At 66.7% G+C, this 26548-nt stretch carries 25 protein-coding genes, 1 tRNA gene and 1 pseudogene; 13 read left to right on the forward strand and 14 right to left on the reverse strand.

The annotated features are described in order from the left end of the window. Positions 1 to 16 precede the first annotated feature (16 nt). From trmB to thiS, 3 genes are all read right to left on the reverse strand, one after another. Positions 17 to 721 (reverse strand): tRNA (guanosine(46)-N7)-methyltransferase TrmB, encoded by a 705-nt coding sequence (gene trmB / locus RM531_RS14635; RefSeq protein ID WP_311660325.1) that lies wholly within the window; start codon positions 719 to 721, stop codon positions 17 to 19. A 29-nt stretch (positions 722 to 750) separates the two neighbouring features. Then, positions 751 to 1518: a thiazole synthase gene (locus tag RM531_RS14640; RefSeq protein WP_432280516.1), complete on the reverse strand. Its 768-nt coding sequence runs from the start codon at positions 1516 to 1518 to the stop codon at positions 751 to 753. A gap of 103 nt (positions 1519 to 1621) precedes the next feature. Further along, positions 1622 to 1822 carry a sulfur carrier protein ThiS gene (gene thiS / locus RM531_RS14645; RefSeq protein ID WP_311660327.1) on the reverse strand — a complete coding sequence of 67 codons (201 nt, stop codon included), beginning with the start codon at positions 1820 to 1822 and terminating at the stop codon, positions 1622 to 1624. Positions 1823 to 1984: 162 nt separating this feature from the next. Here thiS and RM531_RS14650 point away from each other — a divergent pair, with 162 nt between their 5' ends. From RM531_RS14650 to RM531_RS14665, 4 genes are all read left to right on the forward strand, one after another. Further along, positions 1985 to 4249: an AsmA family protein gene (locus RM531_RS14650; RefSeq protein ID WP_311660328.1), complete on the forward strand. Its 2265-nt coding sequence runs from the start codon at positions 1985 to 1987 to the stop codon at positions 4247 to 4249. Further along, positions 4246 to 5349: an A/G-specific adenine glycosylase gene (gene mutY, locus RM531_RS14655; protein ID WP_311660330.1), complete on the forward strand. Its 1104-nt coding sequence runs from the start codon at positions 4246 to 4248 to the stop codon at positions 5347 to 5349. The genes RM531_RS14650 and mutY overlap by 4 nt, the downstream gene beginning before the upstream one ends. Continuing rightward, a complete protein-coding gene (locus RM531_RS14660) occupies positions 5346 to 5636 on the forward strand; it encodes an oxidative damage protection protein (protein WP_311660331.1) in 291 nt (96 codons plus the stop codon). The genes mutY and RM531_RS14660 overlap by 4 nt, the downstream gene beginning before the upstream one ends. Before the next feature lie 80 nt (positions 5637 to 5716). After that, a tRNA-Phe gene (locus RM531_RS14665) sits at positions 5717 to 5792 on the forward strand. A 663-nt stretch (positions 5793 to 6455) separates the two neighbouring features. Here RM531_RS14665 and RM531_RS14670 read toward each other — a convergent pair. The 4 genes from RM531_RS14670 to RM531_RS14685 all read right to left on the reverse strand — a co-directional run bounded on the left by RM531_RS14670 (position 6456) and on the right by RM531_RS14685 (position 10514). After that, positions 6456 to 7364 carry a hypothetical protein gene (locus tag RM531_RS14670; RefSeq protein WP_311660332.1) on the reverse strand — a complete coding sequence of 303 codons (909 nt, stop codon included), beginning with the start codon at positions 7362 to 7364 and terminating at the stop codon, positions 6456 to 6458. A gap of 241 nt (positions 7365 to 7605) precedes the next feature. Beyond that, the gene (locus RM531_RS14675; protein ID WP_311660334.1) at positions 7606 to 7887 is read right to left on the reverse strand and encodes a DUF1330 domain-containing protein; all 282 of its coding nucleotides are present in this window, start codon (positions 7885 to 7887) and stop codon (positions 7606 to 7608) included. Between the two features lie 130 nt (positions 7888 to 8017). Then, positions 8018 to 9796: a DEAD/DEAH box helicase gene (locus tag RM531_RS14680; protein WP_311660336.1), complete on the reverse strand. Its 1779-nt coding sequence runs from the start codon at positions 9794 to 9796 to the stop codon at positions 8018 to 8020. Positions 9797 to 9941: 145 nt separating this feature from the next. Continuing rightward, positions 9942 to 10514, reverse strand: a complete 573-nt coding sequence (locus tag RM531_RS14685; RefSeq protein WP_311660338.1) for a Tll0287-like domain-containing protein — start codon at positions 10512 to 10514, stop codon at positions 9942 to 9944. A 173-nt stretch (positions 10515 to 10687) separates the two neighbouring features. Between RM531_RS14685 and RM531_RS14690 the strand changes: the two genes are divergently transcribed. Genes RM531_RS14690 through RM531_RS14705 form a run of 4 tightly spaced genes read left to right on the forward strand, consistent with a single transcriptional unit; the run spans position 10688 to position 15930 of the window. Then, positions 10688 to 12205, forward strand: coding sequence for an OmpP1/FadL family transporter (locus tag RM531_RS14690; protein ID WP_311660340.1), 1518 nt, complete (start codon positions 10688 to 10690; stop codon positions 12203 to 12205). A 60-nt stretch (positions 12206 to 12265) separates the two neighbouring features. Further along, positions 12266 to 13543, forward strand: a complete 1278-nt coding sequence (locus RM531_RS14695) for a lytic murein transglycosylase (protein WP_311660343.1) — start codon at positions 12266 to 12268, stop codon at positions 13541 to 13543. 8 nt (positions 13544 to 13551) lie between these two features. Next, positions 13552 to 14733, forward strand: coding sequence for a BaiN/RdsA family NAD(P)/FAD-dependent oxidoreductase (locus RM531_RS14700; RefSeq protein ID WP_311660344.1), 1182 nt, complete (start codon positions 13552 to 13554; stop codon positions 14731 to 14733). A gap of 18 nt (positions 14734 to 14751) precedes the next feature. Continuing rightward, positions 14752 to 15930, forward strand: a complete 1179-nt coding sequence (locus RM531_RS14705) for an MFS transporter (protein ID WP_311660346.1) — start codon at positions 14752 to 14754, stop codon at positions 15928 to 15930. A 57-nt stretch (positions 15931 to 15987) separates the two neighbouring features. Here RM531_RS14705 and RM531_RS14710 read toward each other — a convergent pair whose 3' ends face one another. Both RM531_RS14710 and RM531_RS14715 read right to left on the reverse strand, forming a co-directional pair. Then, positions 15988 to 16569 carry an exopolysaccharide biosynthesis protein gene (locus tag RM531_RS14710; protein WP_311660347.1) on the reverse strand — a complete coding sequence of 194 codons (582 nt, stop codon included), beginning with the start codon at positions 16567 to 16569 and terminating at the stop codon, positions 15988 to 15990. 82 nt (positions 16570 to 16651) lie between these two features. Continuing rightward, positions 16652 to 18526: an ATP-binding cassette domain-containing protein gene (locus RM531_RS14715; protein ID WP_311660349.1), complete on the reverse strand. Its 1875-nt coding sequence runs from the start codon at positions 18524 to 18526 to the stop codon at positions 16652 to 16654. Between the two features lie 120 nt (positions 18527 to 18646). Here RM531_RS14715 and RM531_RS14720 point away from each other — a divergent pair, with 120 nt between their 5' ends. Beyond that, positions 18647 to 19867 carry a serine hydrolase domain-containing protein gene (locus RM531_RS14720; RefSeq protein WP_311660350.1) on the forward strand — a complete coding sequence of 407 codons (1221 nt, stop codon included), beginning with the start codon at positions 18647 to 18649 and terminating at the stop codon, positions 19865 to 19867. A 55-nt stretch (positions 19868 to 19922) separates the two neighbouring features. Here the strand turns inward: RM531_RS14720 and RM531_RS14725 are convergent, their stop codons facing one another. From RM531_RS14725 to RM531_RS14745, 5 genes are all read right to left on the reverse strand, one after another. Beyond that, on the reverse strand, positions 19923 to 20327 hold the full coding sequence (locus RM531_RS14725) for a DUF5362 family protein (protein WP_311660352.1): 405 nt from the start codon (positions 20325 to 20327) through the stop codon (positions 19923 to 19925). Positions 20328 to 20395: 68 nt separating this feature from the next. After that, on the reverse strand, positions 20396 to 21538 hold the full coding sequence (locus tag RM531_RS14730) for a 2-methylaconitate cis-trans isomerase PrpF family protein (RefSeq protein WP_311660354.1): 1143 nt from the start codon (positions 21536 to 21538) through the stop codon (positions 20396 to 20398). A 4-nt stretch (positions 21539 to 21542) separates the two neighbouring features. Then, positions 21543 to 21911: a DUF2237 family protein gene (locus RM531_RS14735; RefSeq protein ID WP_311660356.1), complete on the reverse strand. Its 369-nt coding sequence runs from the start codon at positions 21909 to 21911 to the stop codon at positions 21543 to 21545. After that, entirely contained in the window at positions 21904 to 22698 is a 795-nt protein-coding gene (locus tag RM531_RS14740) for a phytanoyl-CoA dioxygenase family protein (RefSeq protein ID WP_311660357.1), read from the reverse strand. Before RM531_RS14740 ends, RM531_RS14735 begins: the two co-directional genes overlap by 8 nt. 25 nt (positions 22699 to 22723) lie before the next feature. After that, a complete protein-coding gene (locus RM531_RS14745) occupies positions 22724 to 23332 on the reverse strand; it encodes a TetR/AcrR family transcriptional regulator (protein ID WP_311660358.1) in 609 nt (202 codons plus the stop codon). A 144-nt stretch (positions 23333 to 23476) separates the two neighbouring features. On the opposite strand from RM531_RS14745, the gene msrB reads away from it, so the two are divergent. The 4 genes and pseudogenes from msrB to RM531_RS14765 all read left to right on the forward strand — a co-directional run. Beyond that, positions 23477 to 23989: a peptide-methionine (R)-S-oxide reductase MsrB gene (gene msrB / locus RM531_RS14750; protein ID WP_311660360.1), complete on the forward strand. Its 513-nt coding sequence runs from the start codon at positions 23477 to 23479 to the stop codon at positions 23987 to 23989. 77 nt (positions 23990 to 24066) lie between these two features. Next, complete coding sequence (locus RM531_RS14755) at positions 24067 to 24615, forward strand: NADPH-dependent FMN reductase (protein ID WP_311660362.1); 549 nt, start codon at positions 24067 to 24069, stop codon at positions 24613 to 24615. Between the two features lie 69 nt (positions 24616 to 24684). After that, positions 24685 to 25259: pseudogene (locus RM531_RS14760) on the forward strand (cytochrome P450). 494 nt (positions 25260 to 25753) lie between these two features. Continuing rightward, positions 25754 to 26548 (forward strand): AAA family ATPase (locus RM531_RS14765; protein WP_311660364.1); only part of this gene is annotated, 795 nt, incomplete at its 3' end.

Here is a 26548-nt window from a genome sequence, read left to right on the forward strand (position 1 = left end):
GGCGCCTACAGTGGCGTCAGCGGCGGCGATAGGCAAGGTCCACCACGGCGTGACCGCGCCGCAGGCCCCGCTGCTCGAAGCGGGTGGCCGGGCGGGGCGGCTGGCTGACGCAGCCGTTGTCGTCGCCGATGTTCTCGAACCCCGGATGCACGTCGAGCACCTCGCGCATCCACTCGGCGTAGTTGGCCCAGTCGGTGGCCAGGCGCCACACGCCGCCGGGTTTGAGGATGCGGTGAACGCGATCGGCGAAGGCGGTCTGCACCAGCCGCCGCTTGTGGTGGCGCTTCTTCGGCCAGGGGTCGGGGAAGTAGAGCAGTACGGTATCCAGCGATGCCGTGGGGATGGCGTGATCGATGACCTCGACGGCGTCGGCGCAGATTGCCCGCAGATTGGTCATCTGGCCCTGCGCGGCTTCGCCCAGCAGCCGGCCCACGCCGCTGCGATAGACCTCGATGCCGATGAAATCCTCGTCCGGTTGGGCCGCCGCCAGCGTCGCCAGAACCTCGCCGGCGCCGAAGCCGATTTCCAGGGTGCGGGGGACATCGCGGCCGAAAATGACCGCCCAGTCGAAGGCGCCGTCGGCGGGGTCGAGGCCGAAGCGGGGCCACAGGTCCTCGAGGTTGCGTTGCTGGCCCGGCGTGAGACGGCCCTCACGCTTGACGAAGCTGCGGATGCGGCGATCCGGCGTGGCCGGATCGTCGTTGCGGGTTTCGGGTTTCAAGTTTCGTGTATCAGATGCGCGCCGGTGAGTCAGGCATCCAGCAGCCCGTCCGAAGGCGATGATGCAGAGGCGTTGCGCCGCCGCGGCATGCGCCCGGCCTTGAGCGCCTGGCGGCCGCCGATGATGGCGTGACGCATGGCGCTGGCCATGAGTACCGGATCCTTCGCCTCGGCGATCGCGGTGTTCATGAGCACGCCGTCGCAGCCCAGCTCCATGGCGATGGCCGCGTCGGAGGCGGTGCCGACGCCTGCGTCCACCAGAATCGGCACGCTGGCGTTTTCCACGATGGTCAGGATGTTGTAGCGGTTCTGGATGCCCAGCCCGGAGCCGATGGGCGCGGCCAGCGGCATCACCGCCACGCAGCCCATTTCCTCCAGGCGGCGGCAGGCGATCGGATCGTCGATGCAGTAGACCATCACGTCGAAGCCGTCAGCGATCAGGGTTTCGGCGGCGTCGAAGGTGGCGGCCATGTCCGGGTACAGCGTGGTGGGGTCGCCCAGCACTTCCAGTTTCACCAGCTTGTGGCCGTCGAGCAGTTCGCGCGCCAGGCGACAGGTGCGCACCGCGTCATCCGCGGTGAAACAGCCGGCGGTGTTGGGCAGCAGGGTGTAGCGGTCCGGCGAGATCACGTCCAGCAGGTTGGGCTCGTCCGGGTTCTGGCCGATGTTGGTGCGCCGGATTGCCACCGTGACGATCTCCGCGCCCGAGGCGGCGATGGCCTCGCCGGTCTGGGTCAGATCGCGATACTTGCCGGTGCCCACCAGCAGCCGCGATTGATACGCGCGGCCGGCGATCATCAGCGGATCGTTGCCGGTATTGTGTTGCGGGGCGGGTTCGGACATGTCGGTTACCTGAATCGTTGGCTGCCGTGGCTGCGGCGCGGATCGCTCGACCGGCTGGCTAGCCACCACCAATAGCGTGAACGATCTCGATCCGGTCACCATCTTGCAGCGCATGACCGGCGCGGGCGGCCCGGGTGACGATATCGCCGTTGACCTCCACTGCCAGTCGACGGCCGTCCAGCCCCAGATCGGCGATCAGCCGATCCAGATCCGCGTCGTCTTCCACGGTCCTGGGTTCACCATTGAGCTGAATCTGCATCGGGTTGCCCGGCATCGGCAGCGAGTGAGCGGCGTAGAATAACGCTTCAACAGCGCCGGCGTGAACACGCCCCGGCTTGCGGATAGCCCGGCCACGCGGCAGGCTTTCTCGGAGGTGTGGCTCGCACCGGTTCAGTCGCTTGTTCCAGGGAAACGGACTCTCATGAAGCGTGTGATCAAGATTGTGCTTATCGTGATCGGTGTGCTGGTCGCGCTGATTGTGGCGGCGGCCATTGCGCTGCCTCTGCTGATCGATCCCAACGACTACCGCGATCAGATCGGCGCGGCAGTCGAGGAAAAGACCGGCCGCGAATTCACCATGGCGGGCGATATCTCGCTGTCGGTGTTCCCGTGGCTGGGTGTGGAGATCGGCGAATCGCGGCTGGCCAACGCCGAAGGCTTCGGCGAGGAACCCTTTGCGGAAATCGGTACGGCGGAAGTCAGCGTGCGGCTGCTGCCGCTGCTGAGCAAGCGCATCGAAGTCGGCACCGTGGGGCTCAACGGCCTGCGTCTGCGGCTGGCCCGCAACGCCGACGGCACCACCAACTGGGATGATCTGGTCGAGGCCTTCGCCAGCGAGGAAACCGACGAGGAACCCGAGCCGGAAGCGGAACCAGAGGAAGATGGCGGATTCGCCATCGAGTCGCTCGAAGTCGGCGCGGTGGAAGTATCCGACGCCGCGGTGACCTTCCGCGACGGGGACAAGACCTACCAGCTGGCGGATGTAAGCCTGTCCACCGGCACTGTCGTGCTGGGTGAGTCGTTCCCGGTCGACCTCGGCTTTCGCTTTACCTCCGACGAACTGGGCATCGACAGCCGCACCAGCCTGTCCGCGGACGTGCTGCCGGACGTGGAAAACCAGTTCTATCGGTTGAGTGGCCTGGCGGTGGATGTCGAGGCCGAGGGCAACGCGGTGCCGGCCGGCAAGCAGGCGCTGTCCCTGACCGGCAACGGCGAAGCCGATCTGTCGACCGGGCGCCTCAAGATCAGCGATGTGGCCCTGGAGGGCGCCGGCCTGAGCGTGGCCGCCAATGTGGATGGCAGCGACATCATGGGCAAGCCCGCCTTCACCGGGCAGTTGACGGTTCAGTCATTCAACCCGCGCACCGTGATGAAGAATCTGGGCATGGACCCGCCCGCCACCAGCGACGACAGCGTGCTGACCAGCGCCGGGCTGGATACGCATTTCGAAGCCGGGCTGAACAGCGCTACGCTCGACCAGTTGCTGATCGAGATCGACGACAGCAGCCTCAAGGGTGGCGCCAACGTGGCCGACTTCGCCAACCCCGATATCGGCTTCCAGCTGGCGCTGGACAAGATGAATGTGGACCGCTATCTGCCGCCGGCGGCCGAGGGCGAAGCGGAGGAGTCGGCCGAGCCGGAAGAACCGGCCGAGGCGGTCAGTACCCGGATCGAGCTCGATCCGATCAAGAATCTGCGGCTGGACGGCAAGATCACGGCCGGCGACCTGACCGTCTCCAAACTCAAAATCCAGGACGCCGAGCTGGCGGTTACCGCCCGCGACGGCGTACTTGAAGTGCAGCCGCTGGGGGCCAACCTCTACAACGGCACCCTGCGCATGCAGAGCACCGTCAACGCGGCGAGCGAGCAGCCCAGCTACGCCATCAAGGGCAAGCTCAACGGTCTGCAACTGGGGCCGCTGGTCAAGGACCTGATCGGCAACGAAAAGATCGCCGCGCTGGCCAATCTGGATATTGATCTCACCACCACCGGCAACACCGTCGAGCAGATCAAGCGCTCGCTGGACGGGTCCATCGCGTTCGAATTCCGTGACGGGCAGTTCGCGGGGTTCGACCTGTCCCGCATCCTGACCCTGGCCCGGAACAAGATCCTCGGCGGCGATGCCGGCGCGACGGCCGCCGACGGCACTACCGCCTTCTCGCGCTTCGCGGCCTCGTTCTCGGTGACCGACGGCCTGCTCAAGGGCGGTGATCTCAACCTGAACACCCCGGTAGCCAAGCTCGGCGGCGACGGCAGCTTCAACCTGGTCACCAACGATTTGGACTACACCGTCAACGCCCACGTTTCCGAGGAGACCGACAACAAGGTGCTCAAGGAGATCGCCGGCTTCGACATTCCCATCAAGCTCACCGGCAACCTGTTCTCGCCCAGCTACTCCATCGACGTGAAGAACGCGCTCAAGGGCGTGGCGCGTCAGAAGCTGGATCAGGAAAAGGCCGAGCTCAAGCAGAAGGTCGACGAGGAGAAGGCCGAACTGCGCGAGAAGGTGAACAAGGAAGTCGAGGAAGAGAAGAAGAAGCTCGGCGACAAGCTGCAGAAGGAGCTTCAGGAAGGGCTCGGCGGCCTGTTCGGCGGCGGCAAGAAGAAGGCCGAAGAGCAGAAGGCTGAGGAGCAGCCGGCCGAGGACGCGGAAGCCGCGCAGCCCGAGGGCGAAACCGCGCAGTGACGCGGGTGCGACCTGCCGGCGCGGGCGGGGACCGGCAATCGTCCCCGCCCACCGAGTTCGCCCGCCGGCTGCTGGCCTGGTTCGACCACCACGGCCGTCATGACCTGCCTTGGCAGAATCCGCGCAGCGGTTACCGCGTGTGGGTTTCCGAGGTCATGCTGCAGCAGACCCAGGTCGCCACGGTCATTCCCTATTTCCAGGCCTTCATGGCGCGCTTCCCCACCGTGGCGGACTTTGCCGCGGCCGACAGCGATGCCGTGATGCAGCACTGGGCCGGACTGGGCTACTACGCCCGGGCGCGCAATCTGCACGCCGCCGCCCGGCAGATCGTGGCCGAACACGGCGGCGAACTGCCCGCCGATCCGGCCGCCCTGCAGGCGCTGCCCGGCATCGGGCGCTCCACGGCGGGGGCTATCGCCGCACAGGCCTTCGGCCGCCGCGCCGCCATGCTCGACGGCAACGCCAAGCGGGTGCTGGCGCGGCTGCACGCCGAACGCGGCGCCCCGGGCGAATCCGCCTGGGAAAAGCGGCTGTGGGCCCACGCCGAGCACCACACGCCATACCAACGCCTGGCAGACTATACCCAGGCCATCATGGACCTCGGCGCCACCGTCTGCGGGCGTGGTCAGCCCGCCTGCGACCGCTGTCCGGTAACCGATCTGTGCGCCGCCCGGCGCGCCGGGATCGAGGCCGAGATCCCGGCGCCGCGCAAGCGCCGTCAGCGGCCGATCCGCTGCACCCGCATGCTGGTTCTGCGCCGCGCGGATGATCAGTTGCTGCTGCATCGGCGTCCGCCCGCCGGCATCTGGGGCGGTCTGTGGGCGTTGCCGGAGTTGCCCGACGATGCCGAACCCGTCGACTACTGTCGCCGGCAACTGGGGGTCGAACCCCTGTCCGCCGGCGAGGAGCTGACGGAAGTGCAACACGGTTTCACGCATTTCCAGCTACATATCCGGCCGCTGGCCCTGCGAGTGCGCGACGGCGCCGGTATCATGGATGATGACCAGCAACTGGCCTGGCATCCGCGCACGCGCCCCCCGGCGCTGCCGGCGCCCCTGGCCAGACTCATCCGCCAACTCCCGGGAGACGAATCGACATGAGCCGCACCGTGCAATGCGTCAAGCTCGGCCAGGAAGCCGAGGGCCTGCCCCGCCCGCCGCTGCCCGGCGACATCGGTCAGCGCATCTACGACAACGTCTCCGCCCAGGCCTGGCAGCAGTGGCTGACGGAGCAGACCCGTCTGATCAACGAATACGGCCTGCACCTGGCCGACCCGAAGGCGCGCGAATTCCTCACCGAGCAGATGGAAGAGTATTTCTTCGGCAGCGGCGAAACCGCCGAGACCCACTGGGTGCCGCCGGAAGAAGGGAGCGGCAACAGCGAATAGCGGCCCGTCTGCTTGACGGGGCAGAGCCCGATCGGTTTAATACCGCGCTCTGAACGGCGATGGTCATCGCCGGATACCCTGGCCGGGTAGCTCAGTTGGTAGAGCATGCGACTGAAAATCGCAGTGTCGGTGGTTCGATTCCGCCCCCGGCCACCATATATCCCCTGCACATGTCACGACCGCTAGAGGCTTTCGGCGTCGAGCCAGGACCTCTCACCACCGACACCATGTGTCGGAGGTTGTGCGGCCCGTCCATGGGCCGCATCCTCGCTACGCGAGGACCCGCCTTCGGCGGTCCCGATTTGTTCCCGACAAATCGGTCGATTCCGCCCCCGGCCACCAGTTTACCCGCTTCTCGCCCCTAGTGGCTTAATCGCCGCTCGGTGCTAACGTGGCCTCTCACCACCTACACTATGTGTCGGAGGCTGTGCGGCCCCTCCATGGGCCGCATCCTCGCTGAGCGAGGACCCGCCTTCGGCGGTCCCGATTCGTTCCCGACGAATCGGTCGATTCCGCCCCCGGCCACCACGTATCCCCTGCAGGTTTTGCGACTGTTAGAGATCTTCGGTGACAAGCCGAGACCTCTCACCACCGGCACTACGTGTTGGAGGTAGCGGCCTGCTTTCCTGCAGGCCGCCCTAAGAGCCGCGCCTGTAACGCGTCCGAATTTGTTCCAGAAAAATTCGTGTGCGGCTTTGGCCGTCGCCACTTCCAGTTCGCAGCGTATGGCTTGGCGGCCGATATCTACGTTGGGCGGTGATCTGGCAGCAGAGCTGGTCATGCGAGCGGGCACAACCAGTTCATTAAGCTCGGGAAAAATCACAGGCTGGAAGCAACCACCTCGCCATCCAGGTCGAATGACACAACCTGTCCATTATCACGACTGGAGCCCTCATCCCGAATTGAGGCGATTTCATTGTCGTCGGTGAAGCGGTAGGTCACCAGTTCGCTCAGCGACGAGGTGCCATCGTCAATTTCCGTAACGAATACGAAGTTGAGCGTGCCGTTCCCGGCTTCGACCCGGTAAGTCTGGCTCTGGGTTGAGCCGTCCGAGCAACTCAGGGTGGCAACCGCGCCGGAATCGCCGACCTCGACCTCCTGCGGGAGCGGCGTCGATGATGTGGCGGAGCAGGTGACGCCGTCGTCCTTGTTCTCCCCGATCCGTGATCCGCCGGCGGTCGTGAAGACCGTGCTGCCGCCGGTGACATTATCGCCGGTTGACGGAATGCGGATGGTGATCATCGAATCGATTGGCAGAACCGTCTGGCTCTCGAACGTCGTTTCGTCGCCAACCGACAGGGCGAGGGTTGCGTTTGCGTCCACTGCCTGACCGCCACTCGAGAACGTGCCGGTCAGTTCGGCTTCGAGTGAACTGCCGGTCGCGGGGCGGGTGAGGCCGGAGACGTTGATCGGCCCTTCTGGCGGCGGCGCCGTATTGTTTCCGCCACCGCCGCCGCCACCACCGCAACCGACTACAAAACCGCCAAGCGCGAGGGTCATCACGACAAAAATCACGTTGTTCATGTAATTCAGGCACCGATGTGGCATCTTCGCTCCTTTATCTGATCCAACTTGGTGGAGGCTACAGGAACTGAAGGAAATTTCGATAATCGAGCACTGATAGTGCCGGCATTCGATCATGCGCCTGGCGTGCGGATACCTCGCGAGGAATATCAGACGTTGCCGTTTGCCGATGAACGTGCAGGCTGCACGCGTCTTTTCGCGCATAAAGCCGTCGCCGGATAGCCACTATTAGCGGCGCTGCGCGACATCAGAACCTGTTGCAAGACACTCGGGTGATCAGGCGGCGGAATTGGCAGCGCACCAGCTGGGTCCGGAACTTGCCGGCGTACTGCTCCCTGCAGTCGCCGGTAACGCGGACTGTCGGGCAACGGTTACGAGTGGCAAGTAGCTGTCGGGTGTATCCGCCGCCAGATTTTATGCGGATCTTCGATCAGATCGCGGCAGATTAGCCGACCAGGACGATATTGCTCTCCGCCCCTTTCCGTCGCAGCGCATGCAGCTCCTGCAGGTCCGGGTCGTCGATCCAGGCGAGGGCGGATTCGCGGTCCGGGAAGCTCAGGACACCGGCGATGTCGGGTGCGGCCCGCTCGCCCTCCAGTATGGTGGGTTGCGGGGCGGCGGCTTCCACCTTGCCGCCGTGGCGGGCGAGGGCTTCCGCCGCCTTTTCGCGGTAGGCAGCCAGGGCGTCGGCGTCGGTGACGTTGAGTTGCAGCAGGGCGTAGACCATGAGAGCTCCGGAGTCGGGCCGCCTGGGTGGCGGCGGTACATGTGATCCGGGATGCTGACACAGCGACGGGCGATTGACCCTACCCGGCCGGGCCGGACGTCATGCCCTGGTGATCACGGTCTCGTTCGCGCTATTCAGCCGGGCCGCGCGGCTTGGGCTTCTTCGCCTTTTTCGCCTTCTTGGGTTTGCCGGCCGCGGGCTTGGGTTTGCGCCGAGGCTTGTCGGACGGCTGCAGGGCGGGGCTGTCGGCGCGGGAGATGGCCAGCTGCCGGTTGGCTACCCACACGGTCTTGAGATGACGGAATATCTCGCGCGGCATGCCGGGGGGCAGTTCCACCAGGCTGTGATCCTCGCGGATGTCGATGCGGCCGATGTGCTGGGCCTCGACGCCGGCTTCGCTGGCGATGGCGCCGACGATGTTGCGGGGTTCCACGCCGTGCTCGCGGCCCACTTCAATGCGGAAGACCTCCACGCCCTCGGCCACCGGGCGGGGCTTGCCGTCCTTGCGAGGTTTCGGTTTGGGGCCGGCGGCCGGTGAGGGGGCGCGCTCGTCGCGCGGCCGGTCGACCTTGCCGGGTTTGATGAACAACGGCTCGCTGCCCTGGGCCATGCGGGCCAGGGCAGCGGCCACGTCGATCGGGTCGGCGTTCTCGCTGGCGAGGTAGTCCTCGATCAGGGCGCGGTAGTTGTCCAGCCCGCCGCCGGCCAGGGAGTCGGTGATGCGAGTGGCGAACCGTTGCTTGCGCTGTTCGTTGACTTCCTCCACCCCGGGCAGGTCCATCGGCTCGATCGGCTGGCGCGTGGCGCGTTCGATGGCCTTGAACAGGTGCTTCTCGCGTGGGGTGACGAACAGGATGGCGTCACCCATGCGTCCGGCCCGGCCGGTGCGGCCGATCCGGTGGACGTAGGCTTCGGTGTCGTGCGGGATGTCGAAGTTGATCACGTGGCTGATGCGGTCCACGTCCAGACCGCGGGCGGCCACGTCGGTGGCCACGATGATGTCCAGCTGCTTGTTCTTGAGTCGGGCGACAGTGCGCTCGCGCTGGGCCTGGGCGATGTCGCCGTTCAGGGCCGCACAGGCATGGCCGCGGGCGGCCAGGCGTTCGGCCAGGTCGTCGGTGGCCTTCTTGGTGCGGGCGAACACCAGCATGGCGTCGAAGGGTTCGGCGTCCAGCAGACGGGTCAGGGCTTCCAGCTTGCTGGCGCCCACCGCGATCCAGTAGCGCTGCCGGATATTGGTGGCGGTACTGGTTTTCGACGCGATGGTGACTTCCTGCGCGTCCTTGAGATGGGTGCGGGCGATGCGCCGGATGGCCGGCGGCATGGTGGCGGAGAACAGGGCCACCTGGCGCTGCGGCGGGGTCTTGCCCAGAATCCATTCCACGTCGTCGATGAAGCCCATGCGCAGCATTTCGTCGGCTTCGTCCAGCACCGCCCAGCTCAGGTTGTTCAGCTTGAGGGTGCCGCGCTTGATGTGGTCCACCACCCGGCCCGGGGTGCCCACCACCACGTCCACGCCGCGTTTCAGGGCCGCCAGCTGCGGCTGGTAGCTCTGGCCGCCGTAGATCGGCAGCACGTGGAAACCGGGAATGGCGGCGGCATAGCGCTGGAAGGCCTCGGCTACCTGGATGGCCAGCTCGCGGGTCGGCGCCAGTACCAGCGCGCCCGGTGCCCGGCCGCCGGCCGGCAGGCGCGACAGGATGGGCAGCGCGAAGGCGGCAGTCTTGCCAGTGCCGGTCTGGGCCTGGCCGAGGATGTCCTGGCCGGCCAGCAGCGGCGGGATCGTGGCGGCCTGGATCGGCGTCGGGGTTTCGTAGCCGACCGAATCCAGCGCGCGCATCACGGCGTCGGACAGGCCAAGGTCCCGGAAGGCGACCGGGGTATCGGGGTTGTTCGGGGGCGAAGTCATGACGGGCCTGTAGCGGCGGGGCGCGCGATCGGCGCCCGGAGAATGGCCGCGACGAAAGGCGGCCTGCGGTGCATAGTTTAATACGAAGCCGGTATCGGCGGGGCGGAAGAATGGCTGAGGGTTCTGCGCCGACGATGAATCGGCCTCAATCCGCCAGTGGCACCTTCACGCTGACTGCGCCCCGCAGATCGCCGGCCGCATAACCAACAGCGCGGTCGTGGGGATACTGCTCGTCCAGCATGGCGCGGATGTCCGGGGCGATTTCGTCGCGCGGGCCGTGGCAGGTCGTGCACACGGGTTGGGTGCCCAGTGCGCGCAGATGGCGGTAGTAGCGGCCACCGGGTTCGCGCGCCGTCTCGTTGCGCGTCATGCTTTCCAGCGTTTCGCCGTCGGCCTGACGCTGGCGGAATTCGGCCAGCCCCGCCTGCTCCCAGGCGTCCGGGGTGCCGAACAGCGGGTTGCGCACCCGGGTACCCACGCGGGTGACGCGCCAGCCCCGGTCCAGCGCGAGATCGCGGTAAATGCCCGGCGCCACGTCGCGGCACACGCCCACGGCGGCGGCCGGGCCGTCTTCCTTCATCGCGGTAGTCAGCGCCGTCTTGAACTCCTTGAGCATCGTGGCGACGACCTGCTCGACTTCGCGTTCGAGCGCGTCGTTATCGTCGGCACTGGCGATGGTGCAGATGATCATCAGCACGGCGGACAGCAGGATTCGCATGGCGGGCCGGCCTCGCTTACGGACAGGGGTACGAGTATGCGGGTGCGGAGGCCGGGTCGGCCAGCGCATCCGGGTCGCGCCCGGTGTTTTCCACCGGTAGGGTAGCCGGGAAGGCCGAGGGATCATGAGATCGGCAGCCGGTACGGCCTGCTGCGCGGCGCCAAGGGGGAATCATGGACAGGCAGACGCCGGGCCGCTGTCTTGTCGCGGGGCTGCTGGTATTGCTGGCGCTGGCCGGGGGCGCGGCGCATGCCGCCAACGGCTATTTCCTGCACGGCTACAGCGCGCAGCAGCGGGCGCTGGCCGGTGCCGGGACCGCGGGCGCGGACGATGCGTTCGCCGGGTCCATCAATCCCGCGCTGCTCGCGGACATCGACGACCGGCTGGATCTGGACCTGAGCCTGTTAGTGCCCATCGGCACGCTCAACGTCGTCAACGAGCCGGACCTGGAGCCGGTCACCGGTGCCGGGTTGTTCCAGATGAATCCGACGGACGAGGCGGGGCGCCGGTTCGGCGGCAACGAGGGCGCGAACAAGTATTTCCCGATCCCCGGCGTCGCCTTTGCCCGCCGCATCGACGAGCGCTCCACCTGGGGCGTGGCCATCTACGGCAACGGTGGCCTGAATCCGAAGTTCACCCGCGGCAGCGGCGGCTTCGCCCAGGGCGATGCCACCAATCTGCTGCCGGTGGCCGAACGCTGCGAGGGCATCTTCGGTGGCGGCGGCAACATCGGCCAGCCCGGCGTGCTGGGGCTGTGCGGCAACGGTTCCTCCACCACGCTGGTCAACCTGACCCAGCTATTCGTGGCCACCACCTACGCCCGACGGTTCGGTCGGCTGCGGGTCGGCGTCGCGCCGCTGTTCATGGTGCAGCGGTTCGACGCCTCCGGGCTGGGGGCCTTCGCGCGGTTTTCCCAGAATCCCGACCGCGTTACCGAGAACGGCAAGGACTATTCGTTCGGCCTCGGCGTGCGGGTGGGCATGGCCTACGAGCCCACGGCCTGGCTGCGGCTCGGGGCGTCGTACCAGACGCGCACGCATGCCACCGAATTCGACAAGTACCGCGGCCTGTTCGCCCGCGATGGCGCGTTCGACGTGCCCTCCAGTTTCAACGTCGGCATCGCGCTGACCCCGGCACCGCGCCACCGCCTGCTGATCGACTACCAGCGCATCAACTTCAGCAACGTCGCCGCGCTGGGCAACCGGCTGCGGCCGAACCGGTTCGCCAACGGTTGCGTGCGGCCGGTGCTGCTGGGCGGGCCGGTGGATTTCGACACCTGTCTGGGCGGCGACAACGCCCCCGGCTTCGGCTGGCGCGACGTGACCGTCTACAAGTTCGGCTACGAGTACCGGCGCGGTAGCACCACCTGGCGCCTGGGCTTCAGCAACAACACCCAGCCGGTACGCAGTTCCGACATTCTGCTCAGCACGCTGGCGTTCGCGGTCAACGAGTATCACTACACCGCCGGCCTGAGCTGGCGCTTCAGCCGGTCCTGGGGCCTGGACGTGGCGCTGGCCTATTCCCCGGTCAACCGGCTGGTGGGCAAGAACCCGCTCAGTCATATCGAGGGCGGCGTGGCGTCGATTGTCGCCGGCGGCGACAATTTCGGGATCGATCCGCGGGATCAGGATATCCAGGGCGAGTTCTATTTCCTGGAAGCCACCATCGGCCTGAACTGGCATTTCCGGTAATCGGCCGGTCGGCCGTTTCGTTGTAGGATTCGGGATCACCGAAAGCCCGAGTCACATCCCATGAAATACCCCGGCACAGTCCTCGCTGCCCTGCTGGTTGCCGGATGCGCAGCCACACCTTCATCAAATGCGCCCGCGCAGGCGGCAAACCCGGGTAAGTCCGCCGAGGCCGCCGCATCGGATGCGCAAGCGACGGAGCCGGCGCGCGAGTCGTTCCGGGACTGGCTAGACGGCTTCCGCGGCGAGGCGCGCGACCGCGGCATTGGGGATGCAACCCTGGCCACGGCGCTGGACGAGGCCGAGTTTCTGCCGCGGGTAATCGAGCTGGACCAGTCGCAACCGGAATTCACCCGGCAGATCTGGGATTACCTGGATACCGCGGCGTCGGATACCCGGGTGGAGACCGGGCGCGACAGGCTGGCCGAGCACCGTGACGACATCGAGGCCGCGGCCGAGCAGTACGGTCTGCAGCCGGAGATTCTGGTGGCGATCTGGGGGCTGGAAAGCAACTACGGCAGCAACTTCGGCGACACCCGCACGGTGGATAGCCTGGCCACGCTGGCCTACGAGGGCCGCCGCCGCGACTTCGCCCGCAAGCAGCTATTCGCGGCACTGGAGATTCTGGACAGTGGCGACATCAGCGCCGACCGGATGCGCGGGTCCTGGGCGGGGGCCATGGGCCATACCCAGTTCATCCCCACCAGCTTCCAGGCCTACGCTATGGACGGCGACGGCGACGGCAAGCGCGATATATGGGGCAGCATCCCCGACGTGATGGCCTCCACCGCCCACTATCTGGCCGAGGCCGGCTGGGATACCGGCGACCCCTGGGGGCTGGAAGTGCAGCTGCCGGAAGGCTTCGACTACGCCAGCGCCGACGGGCGCACCCGGCAGTCGGCGTCGGGCTGGGCCGCCGATGGCGTGCGTCCGGCGTCCGGCGGGTCGTTGCCGCAACTGGATGACGCCGCCATCATCACCCCGGCTGGTGCCCGTGGTCCCGCATTTCTGGTGGGGCCGAACTTCCGCAGCATCCTGCGTTACAACAACGCCACCAGCTACGCGCTGGCCGTGGGCCGGCTGGCCGATCGCATTGCCGGCGCCGGCCCGCTGGTCGCCGAATGGCCGCGCGGGCTGGCGGCGATGTCACGCGATCAGATCGAGGAAATGCAGGGATTGCTCAACGATGCCGGCTTCGATGCCGGCACCCCCGACGGGGTCATGGGCCCGAACACGCGCGGCGCGCTGCGACAGTTCCAGTCGTCGATCGGTCTGATCCCGGACGGCTTTCCCACCTTCGCTCTGCTGGAACGGCTGCGCCAGACCGTCGCGGAGTCCTAGCCCGGCCAGTGACGGACCCGGACGTGATCGTGCTCGGCGGCGGGGCCGCCGGGCTGATGTGTGCCATCGAGGCCGGCAGGCGCGGACGCCGGGTGCTGGTGCTGGAAGGCAGCAACCGGGCGGGCAAGAAGATCCTGATGTCCGGTGGCGGCCGCTGCAACTTCACCAATCTCGATGTCACGCCGGAGAACTTCCTCTCCGCCAACCCGCACTTCTGCAAGTCGGCGCTGGCCCGCTACACCCAGTGGGATTTCATTGCGCTGGTCGAGCGCCACGGCATCGCCTGGCACGAAAAGGAACTCGGCCAGCTTTTCTGCGACGAGTCGTCAAAGCAGATTGTCGCGATGCTGCTGGCCGAGTGCGAGGCGGCCGGGGTGCGCATCGAAGTGCGTGCCGATGTGGGTTCGGTTACGCGCCTGGAAGACGAGGGATTCCGCGTGCCGACGGCGTTGGGGCCGTTCACGGCGGAATCCCTGGTGGTTGCCACCGGCGGTCTGTCGATTCCGAAGATGGGCGCCAGCGGTTTCGGCTACGAGCTGGCCCGCCAATTCGGGCATCGCCTGCAGCCCACGCGGGCCGGGCTGGTGCCGCTGACCTTCGAACCGCCGGAACGCGACCGCTACGCCGATCTCGCCGGCGTGGCGTTACCCGCCGCCACCGAGGCCGGCGGCCATCGCTTCGACGCCGGCCTGCTGTTTACCCACCGCGGCATCAGCGGGCCGGCGATTCTGCAGTTGTCGTCCTACTGGCAGCCGGGCGATACGGCCACGGTGGACCTGCTGCCCGACCGCGACGCCGAGGCCTGGCTGACCGAACGCCGTGCCGCGCGCCCGGATGCCGGGCTGCGCGGTGTGCTGGCAGAGGCGCTGCCGCGGCGGCTTGCCCAGCAGCTAATCGACCTGGGCTTGCCCGACCGGCCATTGCGGCAGTTGCAGCCGGCGGATATCCGGGCAACGGCCGAACGTCTGCACGCATGGTCGTTCTCGCCGGCGGGCACCGAGGGTTATCGCACCGCTGAGGTCACGCTCGGCGGGGTGAATGTTGACGAGGTGTCGTCCAGCCGCTTCGAGTCGAAGCGCGTACCGGGGCTGTTCTTCATCGGCGAAGTGCTGGACGTGACCGGCCACCTGGGCGGTTACAACTTCCAGTGGGCCTGGGCCTCCGGCCATGCGGCGGGGCAGGTCGTGTAGGCCTGCTAGAGTCGCGTCATGAATGCGACCGCCTGCCAGCGCCCGGCCTGGATTCTGCCGGTGATCGTCCTGTCGCAGTTCGCGGCTACCTCGTTGTGGTTTGCCGCCAACGCGGTGCTGCCCGATCTGCAGACCGTGTTCGACCTGCCGGCCAACGCGGTGGGGCTGGTGACCTCCGCGGTGCAGTTCGGCTTCGTCGCCGGCACGCTGATATTCGCGCTCCTGACGTTGTCCGACCGCTTTCCGCCGTCCACGGTGTTCCTGGTCTGCGCGCTGCTCGGGGCCGCCTGCAACGCCGGGGTGTTCGTGGTGCCGGAGGGGTTGTGGCCACTGCTGGTGCTGCGCTTTGCCACCGGTTTCTTCCTGGCCGGCATCTATCCGGTGGGGATGAAGATCGCGGCCTCCTGGTACGCCGAGGGGCTGGGCGGGGCGCTCGGCTATCTGGTCGGCGCGCTGGTACTCGGGACGGCGTTTCCCCATCTTATCGAGGCGCTGGGTGGTGATCTGCCCTGGCGCGGGGTGATGGCGGCGGTGTCGGGGCTGGCAGTTGCCGGCGGGCTAGCGGTTTATCTGTTCGTGCCGGCCGGGCCCCATCTGCCGGGGCCGTCGCCATTCGATCCGCGCGCCATCCCCGACGCATTCGCCGACCGCAACCTGCGCGCCGCGGCCTTCGGTTATTTCGGCCACATGTGGGAGCTATACCCGGTGCTGGCCTTCTTCCCGGTACTGCTGGCGCTGCACATCGATCTGGTCGGAGCACCGGACGTCGGTGTATCGCTGTGGTCGTTCTTCGCCATTGCCGCCGGGACGGTGGGCTGCATCGGCGGGGGGATGCTCTCGCGGCGGCTGGGCAGCGCCCGCGTGGCCTTCGTGCAACTGGCCTGTTCGGGCGCGGCCTGCGTAGCCTCGCCCTGGTTGCTGCAGGCACCCACGCCGGTGTTTCTGGCGTTCCTGCTGTTCTGGGGGATGACGGTTTCCGGGGATTCGCCGCAGTTCTCCACCCTGGTGGCCGGCAGTGCGCCGCGGCGCTCGGTGGGTACCGCGCTGACCTTCGTCAATTCGATGGGTTTCGCGATCACCATCGTCAGCCTGCAGCTGGTGGAACTGCTGCGCCACGTGGTGCAGCCGGACTACATGTTGTGGGTGCTGGTGCCGGGACCGGTGATCGGGCTGCTGGCGATGCGGCGGTTGTTGTAGATATTTGCATCCACCCTCTCCCCGGCCCTCTCCCGCCGGCGGGAGAGGGGGAACATGTCAGCTGCCGTTGACGGCGAAGCCGGCGATAACACCGGCGGCGACGATGGCCGCGGCCAGCAGGATCAGCCAGCCGTCGCGTACCGACAGGGCCAGGGCCAGCAAGGCGATGGCTGCGGCCGGAACGACGGCGGCGAAGGGCACCAGTTCCAGCGGAATCATGCACAGCGCCAGCAGCAGGCAGGCCACTGCAATCAGGCGCGGCGCCGGTGGCTGTGTCAGCCGCGACAGACGGGGATGCAGGAAGCGGTCGATGCGCCGGGTGACCGGCACGATCCTGTCGTAGGCCAGGTCGAACTTCTTGCGCTCGATGGTGATCTCGCGCAGCCGCCGCGGCAGCCAGGGATGACGCTGTCCCAGGGCCAGTTGCCCGGCCAGCAGGACGATGACCAGCGCCATCAGGGTGGGCACGCCGGGAATCACGCCGATGGGCGGCATCACGAACAGGGCGGGGGCCAGCAGCAGCGGGCCGAAGCCGCGATCCTCGATCGCCTCGATCATTTCCTGGATGGTGAAGTGGTCACCATCGAAGTTGTCCCGCATGCGGGAGAGCAGCCCGGTGAGATCGTCGCGGTGGCTCATGCCTGTGCCCCTGTGATCCTGGTCCGGCGCGGTCGTCCCCCGCGACCATGGTGCAACGATTACGTTGCTGGTACTAGTCACCTCAGCCGGCGCGTTGCTCCAGTTCCTCCCAGCGGGCCAGGGCAGCCTCCAGGTCGCGCTCGGCGGCGGCCAGCTTTTCGCCGGCGGCGCGGATTTCCGCCGGGTCGCCGTCGTAGTAGTCGGGGCGGGCGAACAGGGTCTGCAGCTCGTCGATGCGCTGTTCGAGTTTCTCGATGCGGGCGGGCAGGTCGCGCAGTTCCTTGCGTTCCGGACTGGACAGCGCCGGTTTCGGCGCCGCGGGCCGGGCCGGCGCCGCCGGCTTGCGCGCCGGAGCTCGCGTGGTTGCCGGCGCCGGGCGCTGACGCAGCCAGTCGCTGTAGCCGCCGACGTACTCGCCGACGTGGCCGTCTCCCTCGAATACCAGGGTGCTGGTGACGACGTTGTCGAGAAACGCCCGGTCATGCGAGACCAGCAGCAGCGTGCCGGTGAACTGCACCAGCAGTTCCTCGAGCAGTTCCAGGGTTTCGATATCCAGATCGTTGGTGGGCTCGTCCATCACCAGCAGGTTGGCCGAGCGTGTGAACAGCTTGGCCAGCAGCGCGCGATTGCGTTCGCCGCCGGACAGCACCCGTACCGGCGAGCGGGCGCGATCCGGCGCGAACAGGAAATCCTGCAGATAGCTCATCACGTGCTTGCGCTGGCCGTTGACGGTGATTTCGTTGCGGCCCTGGCCGATGTTCTCGGCCACCGTGGCGTTGTCGTCCAGCGCGGCCCGGTGCTGGTCGAAATGGGCGATCTCGAGATTGGTGCCGGGCGTCACCGTACCGGTCTGCGGGGCGAGCTCGCCGAGCAAAAGGCGTATCAGGGTGGTCTTGCCGCTGCCGTTGGGGCCGACGATGCCGACCTTGTCGCCACGCTGGATCAGGGTGGAGAAGTCGCGGATGATCGGCTTGCCCTCGTGGGCGAACGCCAGATTCTCCGCCAGCAGCACCCGCTTGCCGGCACGGCTGGGGTCCTGCATGGCGATCTTCGCGCTGCCGGTGCGTTCGCGGCGCTCCTTGCGTTCCTCGCGCATCGCCTTGAGTGCGCGCACGCGGCCTTCGTTGCGGGTGCGCCGCGCCTTGATGCCCTGGCGAATCCAGACCTCTTCCTGCGCGAGGCGCTTGTCGAACAGCGCATTGGCCTTGGCCTCGTCTTCCAGGGCCTTGGCCTTGCCCGCCAGATACTTGTCATAGTCGCCCGGCCAGGAGGTCAGCCGGCCACGGTCGAGCTCCACGATGCGGGTGGCCAGCCGCCGCAGGAAGGCGCGGTCATGGGTGATGAACAGCAGCGCGCCGGGCCAGTCCAGCAGCATCTGCTCGAGCTGGTCGATGGCCTCGATATCCAGATGGTTGGTGGGCTCGTCGAGCAGCAGCAGTTCGGGATCGCGCACCAGTGCCCGGGCCAGCAGCACCCGGCGCTTGGCGCCGCCGGACAGGGTGGCGAAATCCACCTCCCCGGTTAGTCGCAGGCGCGTGAGGGTAGCCTCGACCCGCTGGTCCATGGTCCAGGCATCGGCGGCGTCGAGCTTCGACTGGGCCTCGCCGAGCGCGTCGCCCACGTCCTCGCCCTGACCCATGCGGTGGATCAGTTCGTGATACCGGCCGAGCAGGCGGCCGACATCGCCCAGCCCGCCGGCCACCACCTCGAACACGCTGCCGCCGACACCGGCGGGCACTTCCTGTTCCAGCCGCGCGATGCGCAGGTCGCTGCGGGCCTCGATCTGGCCGTCGTCGGCCTGGATCTCGCCGTCGATGATGCGCATCAGGGTGGACTTGCCGGAGCCGTTGCGGCCCACGAAGGCCACCCGTTCACCGGCGGCGATCTGGAATTCCACCCCGTCGAGCAGGGCATTGGTGCCGTAGCGCAACTGGATGTCGCGAAGGTTGATCAGCATGAGCGGGGCATGGCGTGGCCGGCCGGTGCGCGGCCGCAAGGGTGAGTCCGGCGCGCAGGATACGCCAGTGCCGGGCCCCGGGGCATACAATCGCGGCTGATCCGCACGAGGAGCCCTGACATGACCGATCCGCACAGCGCCGGCCTCTGCCCGCAGCGTCTGGCCCGTATCCGCCCCGCGCTGGAAAAGCACGTGCACGAGCAGGGCATGGCGGGCGCGGTGACGCTGCTGGCCCGGCATGGCGACGTGGTGGACACCCAGTGCGTCGGTTATCTGGATCGCGAGGCCGGTCTGCCGATGCGCGAGGATGCGCTGTTCCGCATCTATTCCATGACCAAGCCCGTGGCCTGCGTGGCACTGATGATGCTCTACGAGCGCGGGCATTTTCAGCTGGCCGAACCGTTGGCGAAGTTCCTGCCGGCCTTCGCCGACGTCCTGGTGCACAGCGACGAGGGACCCGTCCCGCCGGCCCGTCCGGTGACCATCCGTGATCTGCTGACGCACACCTCGGGCATCACGTATCACTTCCTGGAAAACGGCCCGGTGGAGGCGCTCTACCGCGAACAGCGCGTGGCCAGCGACAAGCCGCTGGCGGAATTCGTCGACGACATCGCCCGCCAGCCGCTGGCCTTTCATCCGGGTACAAGCTGGCGCTACGGTTTTTCCCACGATGTGGTCGCGCGGCTGGTGGAGGTGATGAGCGGGCAGGCCTTCGGTGATTTTCTGCGCGATGAGCTTTTCCAGCCGCTGGGCATGGTCGACACCGGCTTCGGGGTGCCGACGGACAAGCGCGAGCGCTTCGCCGCGATGTACGGCTCGCACGACGTGCTGGAACCGGAGGTCAGCGTCTCCGCCTGGTTCGGCGATGCGCTGGCCGGGAAGATTCGCCGCCTGGCCGGGTCCGATGACAGCCGGGAACTGGCGGCCGATCCGCCCGGCCGCGGCGGTCATGGGCTGGTGTCCACGGTGCGCGATTACCTGCAGTTCTGCCGCATGCTCGCGGGTGGCGGCAGCCTGGATGGCCGGCGCTACCTGGGCCGCAAGACGCTGGCCCTGATGACCTCCAACCACATCCCCGGCGAACTGCTGCCTTACGAGATCGGCGGCATCGTCACGCCCGGTTACGGCTACGGCCTGGGTTTCCGGGTGATGATGGACCCGGCTGCGGCCATGCTGCCGGGCAGCCCCGGCGAGTACGGCTGGAGCGGCGCGGCCAGCACCTATTTCTGGATCGACCCGGCCGAGGATTTCATCGGCATCCAGATGGCCCAGTTCCAGCCGCCCGGCATTCACCTGCTGGCGCCGGATTTCCGGGTGGCGGCCTATCAGGCACTGCTGTAGCCGGGTCGCTGAAAACTCCTCTCCCACCGGGAGAGGGGCCGGGGAGAGGGGGAACCTAAATCGCCCGCCGCTGCATCTCCCCGAACATCTCCTGGAATTCGCGGAACATCTCGCCACCGAGCATGCCGCCGCCGGTGGCAATCATCAGGATCAGCGGCAGCAGCGTGAGCACCATCATGATGATGGCCAGCACGCCCCAGATGGTGAAATAGGTCTTGAGCTTGGCCAGCGATCGCTGCAGGGCCACCGGGTCCGAGCCGGTTTCGGCCTGGCCGATGGCGCCGGCCGCCTGGATCAGCAGGATGCCCAGCCAGATCGGAATCCAGGCCACCAGCAGGCCGATGATGCTCAGCGCCATCAGCAGGCCGTAGAGCAGCGACAGAATGCCCAGGAATGTCAGCCAGCCCCGGCCGCGGGCCAGCGGCTGGCTGAGTGTGGCGATGGTCGGGTTGGTATCCATGTTGTCCCCCTTGCTCGATCGTTTGCCGAGCCTGCCCGCCGGCTGCAACAAGCACAAGTCGGCGCGGTTCAGCCGGCCGGAATGAACACCTCGCCTGCCATCAGGCATCGGGCACTGCGCTGCAGGCTGACCCCGGGTGCGGTCCAGACGCCGTTGCGGCAGACGACTTCGGCACCCACCCGCAGCATTCCGGCAGCATGGCCGATGTGTCGGTCCGCCGGCGAGCCCGTGGCCAGATCGTGGACCACGCTGCCGGGCAGGGCCGCGGCCACCGCCGTGGCCACCGCGCTGGTGCCGGGATAGGCGTGATGCGGCCGGCCCATGGACAGCGCGCGGGCGCACAGGTCGATGTCGCCGGCGGCCAGTTCGCGGCCGGTGTGCAGCCGGTGGCCGGCCGGCGGGCCGATCAGGTGCAGCTTGGGCGTGGCGGGCCGGCGGCGGGCGGCGTCCTCGGGCGAGTCAGCCAGGCCCAGGGCCACGGTGGCGTGATCGCGCAGTTGATTCAGGCGCGCCAGACGGTCGGCGTCAGCGGCCAGTTCGGCCGGGGTTTCGGTGGCGGTCAGGCCGAGGTCCGCCGCGCGCACGAACACGGCGATATTGCCGGCGTGAATCAGCGTGACCTCGATCTCGCCGAGGCCGGGGACCTCCAGCACGTCCACCGGCCGGCCTGTGGGCAGCACGCCGCCGCCGTCCTCGCCCCCGGCGTCGGCAAAGCGCAGATTGATGGCCGCGCCGGGAAAGGCGACGCCGTCCATGGTGAAGTCGCCGTCCACGCGGGCAAGCCCGTCGGCCACCGGCACGTCGGCCTCGATGCGCTTGCCCAGGTTGGCCTGCCAGATGGCCACGCGGCTCATCGGTTCGGTGGCCGGGACCAGCCCGCTATCGATGGCAAATGGCCCGACCGCGGCGGTGAGGTTGCCGCAGTTGCCGGACCAGTCGATCACCGCTTCGCCGATGGCGACGTGGCCGAAGCGGTAGTCCACGTCGCAGTCGTCACGCGCGCTACGGTCGACGAGAACCACCTTGCTGGTGGACGAGGTCGCCCCGCCGAGGCCGTCGATCTGGGTGCCGAAGGGGTCGGGGCTGCCGATGGCGCGCAGCAGCAGGGCGTCGCGTTCGGCGGGGTCGGACGGCAGGTTCCGGGCGTGGAAGAACAGGCCCTTGCTGGTGCCGCCGCGCATCCAGACGGCGGGGATGGCGCGCTGGCTCACGCGGCTACTGCAGGTCCAGCGCCACGGCCTTGAGGGCGTCCAGGTCGACGATCTCAAGCGCGGCCTCGTGGGTGGCGGCCAGCACCACCGGCGGCGCCGCGCCCGCGGCCCGGGCCTCTTCCCAGCGGGCGGCGCACAGGCACCAGCGGTCGCCGGGCTTCAATCCCGGAAAGCCGGGGCCGGGGCTGGCCAGGTCGTTGCCGCGGCCGGCGGTGTAGTCGAGGAATTTGCGGGTCATTTCCGCGCACACCACGTGGCGGCCGATGTCTTCCGGGCCGGTCTCGCAGTAACCATTGCGGTAGAAACCGGTAACCAGCCGCAGGCAGCAGCCTTCCAGCGGCTCGCCCAGGACGTTGCGGCTGCCGTCAGGCACGGTCGGCGCGGATGCTAATGCCCGGCAGCCGGGCCGAACGCGAGCCCGGCAGCGGCTGGTTGGCGGCGTCGTGATAGGTGAACACCGCGGAGAGCTTGCGTTCGTCGGTGGTGTTGCGTCCGGCGGCGTGGAACACCCCCGCGTGGAAGAACAGCACGTCGCCCGGCGCCAGTTCGGCGGTGCGGGCGGAGGCCAGCAGCGCCAGATTGTCGGCCCGGTCCTCGCGCAGGAAGCGGGCGTCGTCGACCTGATCGGCGGAAAACACCATCCGGTGCGTGCCGGGCAGCAATTGCATGCCGCCGTTGGCCGGATGCTCGTGGCCCAGCGCCAGCCAGGCGTTGACCAGTTCCGGCTGCTCGAACGACCAGTAACGCAGGTCCTGATGCCAGCCGGTGGCGCTGGAGTAGGCCGGCTGCTTGGTCATCACGCAGTTGTGATGACAGCGCGTCATTGCCAGATCGCGGCTGTCCAGCAGGGCACCGACCATGGCGGTGACCGACGGATCGAGCGCCCAGTCGGCAAGCCGCGGATGACGGTCGTAGGCCTGCAACAGGCGGCGCACCGTCTGCCCGCCGGGCGCGTCCCGGTTGGCCGGCGCGCCGGGGTAGGCCACGTCGGCCTCGTATTCGACCGGGTCAACGGCGCGGGCCAGGTGATCGAGCACCAGCTCGCGCATTGCCGCCACGCGTTCCGGATCAGCCATGCCGCGGACGATGGTGTAGCCGTCGCGGGCGAACTCGGCCCGGTGGTGGTCGATCGATCGGGTGTCGGCGATCAGTGCGCTCATGCGCGTATTTTAACGCAGACCGGCGTCAGGCCACCGCATGCTGCGGCCGGGCCGGCGCGCTGAAACCGTCCAGGAACATCGCGGTGGCCATGTCGGCGGCCCGGGCCGGGTCGCGGTCCTTGCGGCGGGCGAGGCTGCGGCCCATCTCGAAGCCCACGCCGAAGAAGGCGGCGGCCAGGTATTCCACATCGGTGTCGGGAATCAGGCCGCGGTCGATGGCGTCACGGATGTCATTCTCCAGCGCCCGCACTGAGAGTCCCAGCACGCTCTGCTCGAAGGTGTCGCGGACCATCGCGATGTTGCGCAGAATGCCTTCGTAGAACAGCGGGTCGGTGGCAATGGTCTCGAAGGCGGCACTGTAGGCGCCGTGCACGAATTCCCGCAGGGTGCGGGCGTTGCGACGGATGCCGGTGAGGCGCTCGGTGAGGCTGCGCATGCGGTCGTCGAGCAGGGCGCGGTAGACGCTGTCCTTGTCCGGGAAGTAGTTGTAGAAGGTGCCGGCGGCCAGCGGCGTGCGGCGGATGATGTCGCGCACGCTGATGGCATCGAAGGATTGTTCGATGAAGCAGTCCCGCGCCGCGGCCAGGATGGTGGCGCGGTTGGCCTGCTTGTTCTGCTCGCGTTTTCCGGTCATGAGGGGGGTTGCCGGTGGCTGGCCGGGTGTGTGAGGGCGGCGAATAATCGCAATAGTTGACACCCATGTCATGTTTTTTGCAAGCATCTCCGGACATGCCCGGTCCGTATTGGCACTATCGGTACGTATCCACGGAGTACAATCATGCGGCGACGACATCTGGTTCTGGGGCTGCTCGGTCTGGGCGCATCGGCGGCCGCTGTGCGGCTGGCGATCGCGGAAACCGGGACGGGCAGTGCCGACGACAAGAGCGAGTCCATGACCGACATCGACACCATCGAAAAGAGCAGCGCGGAGTGGAAGGAAATCCTCACCGAGGAACAGTTCTACGTGCTGCGCAAGGAAGGCACGGAATCCCCCGGCAGCAGCCCGCTGAACGCGGAGAAGCGCGAGGGCACGTTCGTCTGCGCCGGCTGCGAGTTCCCGCTGTTCGAGTCGAAATGGAAGTATGAATCCGGCACCGGCTGGCCGAGCTTCTGGTCCTACATCGACGGTCATCTCGACTTCAAGCGCGATTTCAAGATGATTCTGCCGCGCACCGAGTACCACTGCGCGCGCTGCGGCGGGCATCAGGGTCACGTGTTCGACGACGGCCCGGAGCCCACCGGCAAGCGCTATTGCAACAACGGCGTGGCCCTGAAGTTCGAACCCGCCTGACCCGGCCAGTCCGCGATTGCGGCGGCGCAGCAGATGGGCGAGCATGAGCCGGTCATCCAATCCATTCGGTCGAACCCATGCTGACCATCGTCGGGCTGTCCGGCAGCCTTCGTCGTGATTCCTTCAATACGGCGCTGCTCTACGCCGCCGCCGAGTGCATGCCCTCGCACGCCACCCTGGATGTGGCCACGCTGGAGGGCATTCCGCTTTACCACGGCGACGAGGAAGCCGCCCACGGCATTCCGGATGCGGTGGCCGCGCTGAAGGACCGCATCGCGGCCGCCGACGCGCTACTGCTGGCCACCCCCGAGTACAACAGCGCCATGCCCGGCGTGTTCAAGAACGCCATCGACTGGCTGTCCCGCCCGCCCGAGGATCAGCCCCGCGTGTTCCACGGCCGCCCGGTGGCCCTGATGGGCGCCACCCCGGGCGGCAGCGGCACTGGCCTGGCCCAGGCGGCCTGGCTGCCGGTACTGCGGGGGCTGCAGATGCGCCCCTGGTTCGGCGGCCGCGTGCAGGTCGGCGGCGCCGGCAATCTGTTCGACGACGGCGCGCTCACCGACGACGCCACCGCCAAGCAGCTTGCCGAGTTCATGGCCGGCTTCGTGGATTTCGTGCGCGGCTGATCCGGTGACCCGCTCCGCCGGCCGCGCCCGGCGGAGCAATAGTCCGCTTTGCCGGCGGCCCCGCCGCCTGTGGCACTTCGCGACATCCTCGGCAATACCCTGACGGCGCTGCTGGCCGGCGAGGACACCGCCGCGCTCAGCGCGGGCCGGATGATCCACGAACTGGCCGGAAGACCCGAGCACCTCGAACGGCTACGCGCCGAAGTCGACCCCGCACTTGGCGACGATCCGCTCTGGACCGACCCGGACCAGCGCGATGCCTTCCCGTACCTGGACGCCGTCATGCAGGAAACCCTGCGCCTGCGCCCAGTGGCCCCCAGCCAGGGCATGACCGCGAACCATGACGTGGAACTCGGCGGCCGGCACTTCCCGGCCAGAACAACTTCATGATGGCGATGCGGGCGCTGTCCCTGAACGAAGAGATTTACCCCGAGGCGCAGGCATTCCGCCCCGAACGCTGGCTGGGAGACCGCGACGCCCACTTTACCCAGAAGCCCCCGCACCCCTTCGGCGGCGGCAAGCGAACCTGCCCCGGCATGAACCTCGCGCTGCTAGAAATCCGCTCGGTGATCGCCATGCTCGTACGCCACTTCGACTTCCAGCCACCGCCCGACGCCCGCCCGGTCGAGGAACGCTTCGCCTAAACCATGCGCCCGGAAAAGCTGCGGATGCAGATGCGGTTCCGTGGCTGATCGCCAGGGGGCAAGCTGTCTCGCGTTATTCGCGAATTTGAGCCGGTAGGCTCCGGCCTGCTAACAACGGCACTATGGGAGGCGACGGGCCAACTGCCGGACGGGGACAAGGCATGTGGAAAACCAATCCTGTTTTTCTTGGTTGCCGTGTCGGCTGCCGTGCCCCGCGCAATTTGATTCCATCAAATCCAATAGCCCAAATGCCATCAGAATCGATGATAGCCACACGCGGTAGTAATGCGCTGAGAAAAAAGAGGGAATCACGATATTATGAACGGGCAACCGTGTCGTTCTCGACGCTCTATATTGAAAGAAAAAGTCTTTCCGGCACCGGGTGGGAATCGCGTTGTTATCGAGCCTGCATGTGCTATACCTAAGCGCGACATCCCATTTTATTTATAACTAGGGTAGCATCTACGGAAACATGAAGACTATCTAGCTAAACTATGGCAGCAAGCAGTCTCAAATTTAAATCGATATATAAGTCAATCACAAAACTTCCTGATACAAAGTTGCCTGAGCTAGTTGTTTTAACGGGTCGAAATGGTTCCGGAAAAACACATCTTTTAGAGGCAATAAATTCTGGGTTTGTTTGTTCATCACTTGTCAATAACACGAACACTGATGTTTTGCTTTTCGACTGGAATAATATTGTTCCAAATGATACGGGCGTTTTTAATCCGGGGGCGCATCAGACTAAGAAGTCAAATTGGTTCAATAAGATTCGATCTGAGCAAGACAAGGTTCTGCCAGCCTTGCGCCAATCGGTTTCTGGGATCGGGCTACCACCTGAGCATTACTCAAGCTTTCGAAAAATACTAGCAATTGATGAGTCTGTGTTGTGCCAATACATCGAGAGCAAACAGGATAGAGAGAGGGCGGCCGAGAAACTTCAGAAAGCCATTAAAACACACGGAAAAACCGTTTATAATCAGGTGCAGCGTCATATTGGAGATGACGATTGGAAGAGAGTTGCTCCAGTTGTTGCTAGTGAGAAACCCGAGTTATTTCTCCAGCCGACTGAATCGCAATTCTTTGATGAAGAAAGATTTTTGTGGGGCAAAGTCGATGTCTTTCAACAGGCTTTTGGGCGTTTATTCTCCACATACAGAGAGCTAATTCATCAGAATGATAGGCTTGAAAAGTACCCGCCTAGAGAAGGAGGTCCTAGGCATTTGAGCGAAACCGAGTTTATTGCTCAACATGGTGAACCTCCATGGGATTTTGCCAATAAAATATTA

Source organism: Spectribacter acetivorans, assembly GCF_031846305.1.
Lineage (GTDB): Bacteria > Pseudomonadota > Gammaproteobacteria > Nevskiales > Salinisphaeraceae > Spectribacter > Spectribacter acetivorans.